Raw genomic sequence first — 14,127 nt, forward strand, 5'->3', positions numbered from 1 at the left:
GCGTTCGAGCAAGTGCAGTTCGTGCTTGCTGACCGCCTGAAAGCCTAATGCCACTACTACCCACCAAAGTATCAGCTCCTTGTGACATTTGAGTTACCTCTTTTTCGAAGCACACCGCTTTCAGGTATGGTAAAATATCTCTTTGTTCTCCAAGGCATATATTCTCCTCAATGCTGTCGCTAATTAGCTCCGGCTGATGCCCCATGTAAGAAATTAGCCTGCTGCGTTCATAGTCACTTAGAGAGGCTAGTTCTTGTTCACCCACACGAATACTGCCCTCATAAGGGACCTCGCCAATAAATGCCTTACCTAACATAGATTTGCCACAGGCAACCGGTCCTGTTACGCCAATAATTTGACCTGGAGTAGCAGAAAATGAAATATTTTCAAGTATCTGTGAACCACTTGGTATGTATAGAGACAGATTTGAAACCGTGAGTCCCACCGGTTTTGAAAAATCAATGGTGGAATCCGTATCTTGCTCCACATATTCCTTCATTAACGGCTTAATTCTTGCCCATGATACTTGTGCCTTTTGCACGGAATTAAACAGCTTTGCAGCCTTGGAGGATTTGAGCGCCATTTTTGTAAAGCAGGATAGGACCGTAGTGAATGCGGCTATGTTCCAATTAACCCATCCCGTTCCAAGTACATTTTTAGCACCTAGATAAATGATTAAAACTGCTCCACACATGGAGATTATACTGTAAATTGGCTGCATTGCGCTTTCCCAGAGGTTGGCTGAAACAGCACGCTTTTCATAATCCTTTAGATAGGATTCATAAGCATTGTCACGGTTCGGCTCACAACCATAAACACGATATGTAACTGCGTTTAAGACTCTGTCCATGGTGGCATTATTCAATCTGCCTGCGCTTTTTTTGTATTCTGCATTATATCGTGTGATACGGTTTTTCAGCCGACCTGCAATGTAATAAGCAATCGGAGTGAAGATACTAGAAAGCAAAGCTAGCCGCCAGTCATAAAAAAAGAGCAGTGAGAGATAAGCAATTAGCACTACACCGGTGTCAAACACCTCTGTGGTGAATTTCCGCATCCCTTCTACACAGGCATCAACATCCGCCACCGCCTTTGTCATAACAGCACCAAGGCTTTCACTCTCTAGGTCATCCTTGTTCATGTTAACTAGGCTGTTATACAGCATATGGCGCATATTGCAGCTGGTTTCGTTAGCAAACCGCCTCACATAAAACCGCTTGATGCAACGCATCAGCTGTACAACGAAGATAACGACAAGGTAAGTAATTGCCAACGACACGATAGCAGAAAATGTTTTATAACCCTTCGTAATGTCGAATAAGCACTGTGCCAACTGTCCCTCAAAATAAGGTCCAGCAATCATACCAATGTTATATAAAATGCCCGAAATTGTGACCAATGTTAATGGCAAAATCTCTAATTTAAAATAGGAGGAAATGCTGTCAGGTTTTATTACCTTTTTTGCTTGTCTGTTTTGGCTCATTTTTGACAACCTCCATCCATAAAGAGCCTAGTTAGGTGTGGAAATCCCGCTTTACTCTCAGATTTAGAGCGTGAGTAGAGGATATTTAGAATACGACAAAACTCTTCATTATCCTGCGGAGTGAGCGCTTCTTCCAGCCACTCATAATAAAGCGCTTCCACGGATGCTTTCGAGGTTTTTAGCAGATCAGCTTTTTCAGTCGCATAGAGTAACTGACTACGTCCATCTACCGGATTGGGTTTTCTAATCAGATAACCTTTTGCTTCCAAATTGGAGGCACGACGAGCAGCAGCTCCCTTGTCAAGACTGAGAATTTCCCGAATTGCCGCCTGCGTGATGCCTGGATTTTTACGCACCACATGAATGAAGTCGTACTCTGCGGTTCCCACGCCCTCCATTTTCAACATACGCGCGGTGAATTTATTCACTTCTCGTGCAATTTTAGTGATCTGGCGTTTTGTACTATCCATTTTGCAATTCCTTTCGAAGATAGAATTTTTTAATAAAGAAAAAAGATGTAGTATCAACTAAATATATATGATACTACATCTTTTTTCCTTTATCAATACGAGCTATTTAATTATTTATGACTAGAGACTTTTTAAAGATTATATAACCAATGACAGAATATTCAATATAGAAAACTGTATCCATATTATTGCGAAATATTGCTAAGATACATAAAATGAAAACCTCAGCGTTATTTCATAAAGAAAGCGATTTGGGGGATTCTGATTATTTTGAAGTAACTACCACCTAATTTATATTTACCTTTTAGGCATTATTATGGTAAAATAAAGATAGAAAAAGCTTGTATTATGTAAAATGTACAAAAAACACAAAAAAGCACCTGTCTTTTATACTTAAAAATTTTAACTTATATCTATAAAAGCTTATCTATATTTCGCAAATGACAGTAAAATAATTGGGGGATTGCTATGAAGTATAAAATAATAATTACGGTTATACTGTCAGTCTTTGTCATACTTTTAGTAGGATATACAACATCAAAAAGAAATCATAATTTACAAAATAATCAGCAGGAACGGGAAGAGTTGGTAATTTACAGCTCCCATCCATTGGATTTTCTTAAGCCCTTAATCGAAGAATTTGAGTCAAGAACAGGAATTCTAGTAACGGTTGTCAGCGGAGGTACTGGACAATTAATCAATAGAATTGAAGAAGAACAGGATAACCCTAATGCGGATATTTTATGGGGTGGATCTTTGTCAACATTAAAACCTCAGATGTACCTGTTTGAGAAGTACTCCTGTGCCAATGAAGATATCATTCAGCAAGAATTCAAGAATAATGAAGGAATGTTTACTAAGTTTTCTGATGTACCAAGTATCATTATGGTGAATACAGATTTAATTGGGAATACACAAATTAATGGATATAAGGATTTACTAAATCCTGAGCTAAAAGGTAAGATAGCTTATTGCAGTCCTAATGTATCATCATCTGCCTTTGAGCATCTGATTAACATGTTATATGCAATGGGAAACGGTAATCCCGAGGATGGCTGGGATTATGTGAAACTTTTTTGTAAGAATTTAGATGGGAATCTACTAAACAGTTCCACAGAGGTTTACCGGGGAGTTGCAAATGGTGAATTTGTTGTAGGGCTTATATTTGAAGAAGCTGCTGCCGCTTTGGTTGCGAATGGAGACAATATAAAAATTGCATACATGGAAGAAGGAGTTTTATCTACACCCGACTGTGTTTCAATTGTTAAAAATTCACCTCATCTTCAAAATGCCAAATCATTTATTGATTTTGCTACCGGATATGAAGTACAGACAAAGATAACGATGGAGCTTAATAGACGGTCAGTTCGTATGGATGTAAAAACTCCAAAGTACCTTAAGGCAAAGGAAGAGATTACAATTATTCATGCAGATCCTGAACATGTTTATAAAATGAAAAAACAATGGATACAAAAATTTGAAGAAATATTTTTTGATATGAAAGAAGAATAGGGTACAAATATTTGAAGAAATATTTTTTGATATCAAAGAAGAATAGAGTAGAAAAATTTGAAGAAATACTTTTTGATATCAAAGAAGAATAGGATACGTTAAAATGTATTATAAGTATCGCATTTAACCTACGATGTATAATGGGGGCAATATGAAAAGAAAAAGAATAAGATTCTTTCGTGATAATATAAGGCATACGTTTATCTTATATGCAATTATACCTACTTTCCTAATTGCTTGTTTATGTATGGGACTAATCTTTGGAATATGGCAATATAGTGTTTATAACACAAACCTTGCTGCCAATGCTAAGGTTAGTAATGTACTTCAAAAAGTAGTAGATATCTATGTAAATGAAGCATCAAACTTATCAAAGGATGTAACGTTAATTACAGAGCCTATTAATACAGATAAACTGGTGGAAATACGAAGATCCATGTATAAACTTTTTGCAGAAACAGAATATTTTGCAAAACTGTATATTTTAGATGAGGAACTGAATTCCGTTCTATCCGACAATAATCATATGCCAGGTTTTTTAGTAGATAATTCTTGTTATGATTGGGGAATCATTCGCGAAATACGTGAAAAACCACAGGATATTTCCATAAAACTTGCAACAGAGGAAGGACGTATTCTATGTATTGGTACAGGAATACAAAATGAAGGATCTCTGGTAGGTTATATTGTAGTAACGATTCCAGCCGATGAATTTCGGTTATTGTTGACGCAGGTATCACCACAAACGGTTATTACTGATGAGAATGGCTGGATCTATCTTACGAATAATTTTGTTTTTCAAGATGAATTGGGGCGTTTTGTAAGAGATATGGAATATTCCGAAGGATTTATTAAGTATCAGGAGAAAGGATATTATTTATCCAAAAGTAAAATATGCAATGATAACTTACAGGTGTATACAATTACAAGCAATGGTATGGAATCAAGAATATTTTATACTATGTGTACGTTTATTCTATTTATATTTGCAGCAATCATTATAATTACTTATTTTACGAGCAGAAAAGTTGCAAAAAAAAGTACAAGGGATATTTCTAAAATTGCAGAAGCATTTGAACAAGTTAAAAAAGGTAATTTGGATCGTTATCTAAATATTGATAGTAGTATCGAATTTAAGGAAATCGGTGAAGCATATAACTTAATGCTTGACGGCTTAAAGAAAAACATAAAAGAAAACAAAGAGCTGACCAGACATGTGGCATTTGCGCAGGTAAAGCAACTGGAAGCTCAGTTTAATCCACATTTTCTTTTTAATACCTTAGATAACATTCGCTTTATGAGTAAGATTGATTCGGAAGCTTCAGATAATATGATTATTGCGCTATCTACGCTACTTCGATACAGTATTAGTAATGCAGAAGATGAAATTCAGGTTGAAGAAGATATGCGATATACGGAAAGTTATCTCACCATCTTAAAAATTAGATATAATAGAAGATTTACCTATGAAATTGATTTAGAAGAAAAGGTTAAGAAATATTTAATTCCAAAATTAATGATACAATCAATCATTGAAAATGCCGTCAAATATGGTTATGAAGAAGTAGATACACTGCATGTTACAATTAAGGGGTTTGAAAAGGACGGTAATTTAATCTTTGTTTGTAAAGATAGTGGAGGCGGAATAAAAGAAGATTTGTTAAAGCAAATCAGAGAAAACCTTCTGCAGCCGGTAAATAAAACAAATCATCACGGAATTTATAATATACATCGAAGAATTCAATTAATGTATCACGGGGATTACGGAGTTACTTTAGAAAGTAAATTGGGAGAGGGAACGGTTGTAACCTTAACGTTACCTATTCACATGAATTCAGATATTTAGCAATATTGTAAATATGGAGAAAGAGGGTATAGGGTTATGCTTAAGGTACTAATAGCAGAAGATGAGGATATTATTAGAAAAGGGTTAGCTTATACCGTTGACTGGCTAAGCATAGGATATGTTTTGGTAGGAGAAGCTGCAAACGGTGAAGAAGGAATTGAAAAGATTAAAGAATTAAAACCAGACGTGGTACTTGCAGATATTATGATGCCAAAAGTAAATGGACTTGAAATGATCCGCCGGGCTAGGGAGGAAGTTCGATTTAAAAGTGTAATTCTCACAAGCTATGCAGAGTTTGATTATGCAAAAGAGGCGATAGAATTAAAAGCATTTGATTATCTTATGAAACCCGTTGATGTAAATATACTAAAAGAAGTTATGCGTAAGCTGCAAGTTGAGATTACTCATGAAAACGAAAAGGAACTGTTACTCCAACAGAAAAATCAAGGAATGGATATTGAACTGCTTTCTTCTGGTGACTTTTATAAGAATCCCTACGTTAAGAAAGCAATAGATATAATGAAAGAGCGTTATATAGAAAAGATAAGTATAGAAAGTATTTCAGAGGAACTAGAGGTAAGCTCCAGCTATCTTAGCAGAAAATTCAAAGAAGATACGGGACATACCTATCTGGACTTTTTAAATATGTACCGTGTGCAGCAGGCCATAAGACTTCTTGATGAAGGTGTTTATCGTGTTTATCAGGTGTCAGATATGATAGGATTTTCAGATTATAAACATTTTTGCGCAGTATTTAAGCGTTATACCAAAACTTCACCAACGGAATTTATAAAAAATAAAGGATGTACCAGCCAATAGTTCATCTTTCTTGAAAATTTCATTATGAATGCAGCTGTCGAAAATAATTCTATGTTAGCAATTCGCACAATAACATAATATCTGTGAAAGAACAAAGGTACCTTGAAGTGGCATACAAACCGAAATCAAGGTACCTTTTTTGTACACTATTTTTTTAGGCTATTTGTCAAGTATTTTAGTTAGGTTCCTTTGGAACGCGCACCAACACTGACAAAATAGCTTTTTTTTATTGGACATATTTTGCGACAGCCTCTTGTGCAAGATTGTTCATTTTTCATAATAAAGTTCATTTTTAATGATAATTATGCACAAATAAAGGTATTAATTTATACATAGATTATCTAATATGTATATATGAAGTATGCGACTTACGGGGGAAACACATTGTATGACTTCAAATATTAGATAATTTGCGGAGGATGGAAAAAATGAAAAAAAAGCTAGTATCACTTCTTTTAGTTCTGACAATGAGCAGCGCATTGCTAGTTGGTTGCGGAACAGCAAAAACAAGTAAAAGTGAAGAGAAAAGCGAAGCAGAGAAAGTGATAGAACAAGCAGAAAAACTGACACTTCAAGAACTTTATAAGAAAGCAATTGAAGAATCTAATGGTAAAACCATGTATGGTATCGGCAACTCAAGCCGTGGTGCAACAGCTGCAACCGGTTTTATTGAAGAACTGAAGAAAATAGATTCTTCCTACAATGGAACTATCGAATGGTCACAGCCTAAAAACAACTCTATTTTTACTTTATTAAATGCAGATATCACCAGTTCTAGTCATACTTATTCTATGACATTAATTCAGGATGGAAATCAAATTCAGAGCAAGATGTTAGATACTAAGAATGTTCTTAATTTCATTCCTAAGGAATGGAAAGACGCAACAGGTGTTAATGAAGAGGAAAACGGACATCCATTAACATTACAAACATTAAATAAGGTATTTATGTTTAATCATCTTGGAGATAAAACTTACACAAACTGTTGGGATTTTGTTTATGAAGGCTCAAGCCCACTATTTATGGGAGTTGATTCTGAACCTGTTGGAAAGAATTTCTTATATATGCTAACCAATGATAAATATGCAACTTCTCTAAAGAAAGCATTTGATGCTTTAGACAGCACAAAGCAGGCTTATTTTCAAACAACTATTGATAAAGTGGAGAAAGATGGCGAAAGTCTCGGATTGACTGGAGAGAACACAAAATATGCTTTAGCATGGATTAAGCTTTGGTGCGAAAAATACAACGAGCAGACAGATGATGGCCCTATTTGTAATAGCCTTGTTACAAACTCAGCTGCTGGTGAAAGTGGTCTACTTGTTTATTCAAAACTTCGTTCCGTTGAAGAATCCGAAAGTGTTTCTGTAAATAATGTAACAATCGCTGCATATCAGGATAATTATCTAGGAATTGGTGGATTTGCTTATAAACATTATCTTCAGCTTGTTAAGACAGCTCCACTTCCATGGACAGCTTGTGCTTTCATTGCATATATGGTAACTACGGAAGATGGTTTTTATGCTTGGGGCAAAGACATGGGTGGTTATAGTGCTAACCCTAACATCAATCAAGATCATTCAAAGGATGGTTTTGTAGAAGGTGTTGATACCTTCCCTGCTAAAAATGACAGAGGATATGCTTGGTGGGTTAGCGAAGAAGGAGCACTTGTAGTAGAAGATCCAAAGTACTGTTCAGAGGTATCTTTCAATATGAGTGACTGGATTGACGTTATTTTAGGAAATAAAGCGAAAGCAGAATAATCTTTGAAATTATAATTAACAGAATCAGGGGCGTTTACAATACGCCCCTTAGTTAATAAAGGAAGAGGTAAACATGGAACAGCAAATTTTACAAAGACCGGGGAAACCGAGAATTTTTATGAATAAAGTAAAGACTTTCCTAAGCAAACCCCACAACGTGGTTTTGTTGGTTCTCGGTATTATTCTTTCTGTGACAACGATAGCGCCAATTGTTTCTATTTTTGTCGATACATTTTCCATTCATGTAGGATCTATAGATTCACATTTGACAGGAAAGACTTCGGGCTATACCTTAGTTAATTGGATCGACCTTTTTACCGGGAACCTTAGTAGACAAAATGTTTGGATACCTCTTGGCAATACATTGCTATTGGCAATCTTTACTTGTCTAGGTGCAATTATCTTTGGCGGTGTTTTTGCCTATCTTGTTACAAGAACGAATTTAAAGTTTAAAAAGTATTTAAGTGCAATATTTATATTCCCATATATCATGCCACAGTGGACATTGGCGGTAGTATGGCAGAATTTATTTAATAGTCAAGGGGTGACCGGTGGTTCTGATGGTATCCTTGCTTCCTTGTTTGGGATTGCTATGCCTGGCTGGTGGTGCAAAGGACTTTTTCCTAGTGCAGTAGTATTGGCACTTCATTATGCACCTTTTGCCTATATCATGATTGGTGGAATTTTCCGAAATATGGACGCAAATCTGGAAGAAGCGGCAGTAATTTTGAACACACCAAAGTGGAGAATATTTAGCCGTGTAACTCTTCCTATGGTAAAACCGGCAATCCTTTCAACGATCCTTTTAGTTTTCGGTAGTGCCATGGGAAGTTATCCGGTACCTCATTATATGAATTTAAAAACTCTGTCAACGAAGTACGTTAGCATGAATGTTAATAGAGCCGGTCAAGCAAGTGTTCTTGCTATTATTATGATGGTCTTCGGTGTAGTTATTCTTATGATGAATCAGGTAACTACAAGTAGTCGAAAGAGTTATACAACGATAACAGGTAAATCAGGACAAATTAGTAAAGTGAATCTTGGTAGAATAGGTAAATATGCAATTGCTATCGTATTAATCATTTTTACAGCAATTACAAGTATTTATCCTATCATTTCCTTTGCGATGGAAACCTTCCTACCAAACCCAGGTGACTATAGCTTTCTTACTACAGGAAATCTAAGTAATTTGACATTAAAATGGTGGATTACCTCAGAGAACTTAACGGAAAATGGTATGTACGGACAATTGGGTATTTTATTTAATTCAACCATTTGGAATGCATTTAAAGGTACGTTAATTGTATCAGTATGTTGTTCTTTAATTGCTGGTACCATTGGTACCTTGGTAGGATACAGTGTAAGTAAACACAGAAGAAGTAAAGCAGCTGGCTATGTAAATGCCATAGCATTCCTGCCTTATCTGATACCATCCCTAGCAGTAGGTGTTTCCTTCTTTATCTTCGGATCGGCACTAGGAATTTATAACACCTACCTTTTGATCATTCTTGCAGGAACTGTAAAGTATATACCATTTGCAAGTAGAAGTTCATTAAACTCCATGTTACAGCTAAGTGGTGAGATTGAAGAAGCTGCCATTATCCAAGACATTCCATGGTTTAAGCGAATGTTTAAGATTATTATCCCTATTCAAAAGTCATCCATTATAAGTGGTTATCTATTACCGTTTATGACATGCCTTAGAGAATTAACTTTATTCATGTTGCTATGCTCTCAGAATAAGATTGTTACAACCTTACTTGATTATTTTGATGAAATGGGTCTTTATGCATTCTCAAGCGGTATTAATCTTATTTTAATTGTATTCATTATAATCTGCAACGCGCTGATTAATAAGGTGACGGGTGCAAGCCTTGATAAAGGAATTGGAGGAAATTAATATGCCAAAAATAGTACTAGAAAATGTTACGAAAAGATGGGGAAAGTTTTATGCAGTGGATAATCTTAGCCTTGTAATAGAAGATAATGCATTTGTTACATTACTAGGTCCTTCCGGATGTGGAAAGACAACAACACTCCGTATGATTGCAGGTCTTGATACCCCTACAAGTGGAAAAATTACCATTGGCGGAGTTACTGTATTTGATAGTGAAATGGGAATTAATATTCCTGCGAATAAAAGACGTGTAGGCTTTCTCTTCCAGAACTATGCTTTGTGGCCAAACATGACAGTATATCAAAATATTTGCTTTGGTCTGAAAAACATTAAAGAAGAGATGTCATCGGTGGATTATGATGTTAAGAATGCAGACAAACTTATTAAAATACTAAGTAAGCCAAAAGAAGTTGTTCAGGCAATTAACGAATGTAAGGATAAGTCCGAAGTTCTTGATACGAATAGAGCATTAATCAAATTAATTGATTTATATGAAATATCCATTTACACTGCAAAAGAAATTTTAGATCACAAGTTACAGGAAATTTCTAATATAGAAGAAAAAGCAAAACAAATCAGTGAAAAATTAAAAGCTAATATCGAAAGTGCGAAAAAAAAACATAAGGATTCTAATTGTTCACTAAATGAGAACTATGAAGTTGTAAGGATTGGTAAGGTAGTTAAGACAGTTAGAAAAATGAACAAAGAAGAAATCGATTTAGCAGTACGAAGAGTTTCTAGAATTGTAAAGATTGGTATGTTTATGGATCGATATCCAAGTGAGCTTTCCGGAGGTCAGCAACAACGTGTAGCTATTGCACGTACCTTAGCACCGGAACCTTCCGTACTATTTATGGATGAACCATTGTCAAACTTAGATGCTAAATTAAGACTTGAGATGAGATCTGAGTTACAAAGACTTCATATTGATACGGGAAGTACATTTGTCTATGTTACCCATGACCAGATGGAAGCAATGACCCTAGCCACCAAAATATGTTTGATTGAAAACGGTGTACTAAATCAATATGATAGACCTCTTGACGTATATAATAAACCAAATAATTTATTTGTAGCGGACTTTGTAGGTAACCCAGTTATAAATTTCATGGATGCAAAAGGTGTACAGTTAGAAGACGGAAACATTGCTTTAGAAATCCTTAAGAATGTCAAAGCCACATATACGCCAAAAGAAAAAATGGATATGGGAAATTGGATAAAACAACAGGAAGCAGAAGAGGATAGTAAGCTACAATCTGAACTTGCTAAGCAAAAGGATAAGAAAAATGTTGAAAAAGGAAACAAAGATTCCCACTTCCGATATCACATTGCGAAAGTAGATGAAAGTGAGATAATAGAGGAAGATAAGTCCATTTCATACCTTGATTATGTTATAGGTATCCGACCTGAATTTGTAAAAATCAGTGAACAAGGGTCTTTAACGGGCGAAGTCTACAGTGCAATGCCTACTGGTATGGAGACTACCGTTAAGATAAGAATTGGTAATTTCTTATTTACAGGTGTTGTGTTCGGTGGTGTACTTTATGAGATTGGCCAGACGGTAAAACTGGACTTTGACGGAAAAGGTGTTATGCTATTTAGTCGTAAGAATGGAAAGTTTATTTCACAGGGATCTTTAAGTGTGGAGTAGGGATACTAAAGAATTATGACTATAAGTTTTAAATAGATATAGATATTCAGAATTAGTTAATATGTTGTATGAATATTTTCTTTTTAAGGAAAAGCGGTATTACACTTAGGTGTTATACCGCTTTTCCTATTAATTCTTTTTTATTCGTCAATAATGAATAGTCACTCAGTAGTCTTGAAATATTATTAATTTGATCAAAGTGTTTTTCTAGATAGCCCAGATTACGACTTTCTTTGAATTAAAAGATTGCTAAGCATTCGCATAGCAGTCTGACAGAATCATCTTCAGGTACAAGTCCATCTCATTCAATAGCCCTACTTATTGTGACGGTTATAGGCTTGTAAAAATAGTTTTAGATGGTATAATATTCCTGAAAGTTAAGTCGGAATTGTAAGAAATGGCGAAGTAAGATTAGTCACAATTAATTTATACGAGGGAGAGTAGTATGAATACAAAATATAAAGAAGATATAAAAGAGTACTATAAGTTTGCACAAAAGGTCTTAAAAGAGTATGAAATTTATTATGATGATATTTCTTTCTTACAACAAAGTGAGAATGTTACATTTCGCATTGAAAAAAAGAGTAGTGAAGAAAGGTACTTAGTTAGGATTCACAATTCCGTTAATGAGGACGATGTGTATCAAAATAATAAAAGCTTGATTAATTCAGAATTATTATTACTTCAAGAACTTAATAGTTGTGAGTTATTTACAGTACAAGCACCAGTAAAAAATAAATACAGTAGTTTTGTAACAAAAGTTTTCAATGAATTTTTAGGTAAGGATTTAAATGTTACAGTACTTAGATGGATTAATGGAGAAATTATTGATATAAATGATGAGAAGTATAATGAATTAGTCTTTAAATTAGGTGAGGAAATGGCTAAACTGCACAAATATTTAAATCAATGGGAAATACCCGAGGGATTTATTAGAGCAGAATATAACTTGGAAACTAGTAAGGCTAATTTATCAAAATTAAATAAACTAGTAGATATTGATATTATATCTAATATGAAATTTAATGAGATTTATAAAAGTACGATGAATATTATAGAATTTATAGAGAAAAACTTATCTAAGGATCAAAATTGGGGGCTAATACATGGAGATCTAAATGAGTGCAATTATATTGTTAATGGTAAGGGTATTTTTTTAATAGATTTTTCAAGATGTGGATTTGGTTATTACTTATATGATATAGCACAAACATTAATGCACCTTAGTATTGAAAATCGTAGACGCTTCATAAAAGGATATAAAAATATTTTCTTATTACCAAGTGAATATGAAAAACTGATTGAAAGTTTTTTTGCATTATCAATAATTGATAATATGCTGTTTTTATCCTCTAACCCAGAAGAGTACGAACATATAAAAAACATGGCAAATTATTTATGTGATCACGTAATTTATAAATTTAAAAATAATGACAGATTTATCTTTTAGGATAAATTATATAAATATATCTGAGATGATATCAGGGAAAACGAATCGTTGCGTACCCCTTAAAGATTTCGAATTTAATATGAGGAAATTAATATGACAAACATATACTTTATTAGACATGCGGAACCAGATTATATGAATCATAATGATATGGAGAGGCCATTAACGGGGAAAGGCTTAGAAGATAGGAGACTAGTAACACACTTTTTAAGTGACAAAAATATAGACATTGTTTTATCAAGTCCATTCACTAGAGCTGTTGAAACTTTAAAAGATTTTGTGGTTTTATATGAGCACTCCATAATTACAGTTGAGGCTTTTCAAGAAAGAAAAGTTGATAGTGTATGGATTGAGGACTTTAATAAATTTACCGAGCAACAGTGGAATGATTTTGATTATAAGCTTTCCGATGGTGAGAGTTTACGTGAGGTTCAGAATCGTAATATTGAAGCGTTAATGCAAGTTTTGAGATTACATCAAGATAAAAATATTGCTATTGGAAGTCATGGGACAGCACTTAGTACAATTATCAACTATTTCGATCCGAACTATGGCTTTCAAGATTTTCAAAATATAAGATTTTTGATGCCATGGATTGTGAAGTTTTCATTTGAAGGAGATGAATTAGCTAATATAGAAAAAATTGATGTTTTTAATATTAGTAAAAATTCGGAGAGCGGTGGGTGCCATATTAATTACGCCAGATAAAAAATTTTATTGATACATAAAGCAAAAATCTGTGATGGAAAAGAAGGAAAAACCGATGTAGATTATTGCGATTTCATAAAAGGTGGAATACAGAAAAGTGAAACCATGATCGAAGCGATAAAGCGTGAAATTCTCGAAGAAACAGGACTTGATGTAGTTGCTGATATAGAAGAGTTACCACATAAAATATATTTTGAGTTTCCCTCGAATTTGAAGAGGATTGTTGGATATGATGTACAAGAAACTACCATGTTCATTGTGCGACTAGGTGATCAATTGAATAATTTAAAATGCGAAGATGATGAAATTGACGAATATGTTTTTGTTGATAAAGATGAAGTAAATGATAAATTATCACATGAGGAAACCAAAGAATTTTGGAGAATAGTAAGTAAGAAATTAAGACCATAAATGTACTGAAACCCAAATGTTGTACTTTTTAATCAAGCAACTAAAAGGACTGAATCCGATGCTGAACCGACCCCCAAAAGTTAGACCAAAAATCTAACGATTGGGAGGTCGGTTTTT

General features: G+C 34.4%; 11 protein-coding genes. 9 read left to right on the forward strand and 2 right to left on the reverse strand.

Annotated features, from left to right (window positions below; translation table 11 throughout):
• Positions 1–1,483 (reverse strand): ABC transporter ATP-binding protein (locus tag RTP52_RS07315; RefSeq protein ID WP_312370199.1); only part of this gene is annotated, 1,483 nt, incomplete at its 3' end.
• Positions 1,480–1,953 (reverse strand): MarR family winged helix-turn-helix transcriptional regulator, encoded by a 474-nt coding sequence (locus tag RTP52_RS07320; RefSeq protein ID WP_312370200.1) that lies wholly within the window; start codon positions 1,951–1,953, stop codon positions 1,480–1,482. The genes RTP52_RS07320 and RTP52_RS07315, both read right to left, overlap by 4 nt.
• A 468-nt stretch (positions 1,954–2,421) precedes the next feature.
• Between RTP52_RS07320 and RTP52_RS07325 the strand changes: the two genes are divergently transcribed.
• The 9 genes from RTP52_RS07325 to RTP52_RS07365 all read left to right on the forward strand — a co-directional run bounded on the left by RTP52_RS07325 (position 2,422) and on the right by RTP52_RS07365 (position 14,010).
• Complete coding sequence (locus tag RTP52_RS07325; RefSeq protein ID WP_312370202.1) at positions 2,422–3,465, forward strand: extracellular solute-binding protein; 1,044 nt, start codon at positions 2,422–2,424, stop codon at positions 3,463–3,465.
• 151 nt (positions 3,466–3,616) lie between these two features.
• Entirely contained in the window at positions 3,617–5,311 is a 1,695-nt protein-coding gene (locus RTP52_RS07330; protein WP_312370204.1) for a sensor histidine kinase, read from the forward strand.
• A gap of 36 nt (positions 5,312–5,347) precedes the next feature.
• Positions 5,348–6,130 carry a response regulator transcription factor gene (locus RTP52_RS07335; RefSeq protein ID WP_312102191.1) on the forward strand — a complete coding sequence of 261 codons (783 nt, stop codon included), beginning with the start codon at positions 5,348–5,350 and terminating at the stop codon, positions 6,128–6,130.
• Between the two features lie 428 nt (positions 6,131–6,558).
• Positions 6,559–7,893, forward strand: coding sequence for a hypothetical protein (locus tag RTP52_RS07340; protein ID WP_312370205.1), 1,335 nt, complete (start codon positions 6,559–6,561; stop codon positions 7,891–7,893).
• A 73-nt stretch (positions 7,894–7,966) separates the two neighbouring features.
• Positions 7,967–9,793 (forward strand): ABC transporter permease, encoded by a 1,827-nt coding sequence (locus RTP52_RS07345; protein ID WP_312102185.1) that lies wholly within the window; start codon positions 7,967–7,969, stop codon positions 9,791–9,793.
• A gap of 1 nt (position 9,794) precedes the next feature.
• A complete protein-coding gene (locus tag RTP52_RS07350; protein WP_312370206.1) occupies positions 9,795–11,441 on the forward strand; it encodes an ATP-binding cassette domain-containing protein in 1,647 nt (548 codons plus the stop codon).
• 445 nt (positions 11,442–11,886) lie between these two features.
• Positions 11,887–12,891, forward strand: coding sequence for a phosphotransferase enzyme family protein (locus RTP52_RS07355; RefSeq protein WP_312370207.1), 1,005 nt, complete (start codon positions 11,887–11,889; stop codon positions 12,889–12,891).
• A 93-nt stretch (positions 12,892–12,984) separates the two neighbouring features.
• Complete coding sequence (locus RTP52_RS07360; protein ID WP_312370208.1) at positions 12,985–13,599, forward strand: histidine phosphatase family protein; 615 nt, start codon at positions 12,985–12,987, stop codon at positions 13,597–13,599.
• 9 nt (positions 13,600–13,608) lie between these two features.
• The gene (locus RTP52_RS07365; protein WP_312370209.1) at positions 13,609–14,010 is read left to right on the forward strand and encodes an NUDIX hydrolase; all 402 of its coding nucleotides are present in this window, start codon (positions 13,609–13,611) and stop codon (positions 14,008–14,010) included.
• Positions 14,011–14,127 lie beyond the last annotated feature (117 nt).

It is taken from the genome of Lachnoclostridium sp. (assembly GCF_031997925.1).
GTDB lineage: Bacteria > Bacillota > Clostridia > Lachnospirales > Lachnospiraceae > Lachnoclostridium.

Bases quoted from the DNA above. Each gene is read 5' to 3' on its own strand.
- RTP52_RS07335 (WP_312102191.1), top strand. From the start codon at position 5,348: ATGCTTAAGGTACTAATAGCAGAAGATGAGGATATTATTAGAAAAGGG.
- RTP52_RS07330 (WP_312370204.1), top strand. From the start codon at position 3,617: ATGAAAAGAAAAAGAATAAGATTCTTTCGTGATAATATAAGGCATACG.
- RTP52_RS07350 (WP_312370206.1), top strand. From the start codon at position 9,795: ATGCCAAAAATAGTACTAGAAAATGTTACGAAAAGATGGGGAAAGTTT.
- RTP52_RS07355 (WP_312370207.1), top strand. From the start codon at position 11,887: ATGAATACAAAATATAAAGAAGATATAAAAGAGTACTATAAGTTTGCA.
- RTP52_RS07325 (WP_312370202.1), top strand. From the start codon at position 2,422: ATGAAGTATAAAATAATAATTACGGTTATACTGTCAGTCTTTGTCATA.
- RTP52_RS07360 (WP_312370208.1), top strand. From the start codon at position 12,985: ATGACAAACATATACTTTATTAGACATGCGGAACCAGATTATATGAAT.
- RTP52_RS07340 (WP_312370205.1), top strand. From the start codon at position 6,559: ATGAAAAAAAAGCTAGTATCACTTCTTTTAGTTCTGACAATGAGCAGC.
- RTP52_RS07345 (WP_312102185.1), top strand. From the start codon at position 7,967: ATGGAACAGCAAATTTTACAAAGACCGGGGAAACCGAGAATTTTTATG.
- RTP52_RS07320 (WP_312370200.1), bottom strand. From the start codon at position 1,953: ATGGATAGTACAAAACGCCAGATCACTAAAATTGCACGAGAAGTGAAT.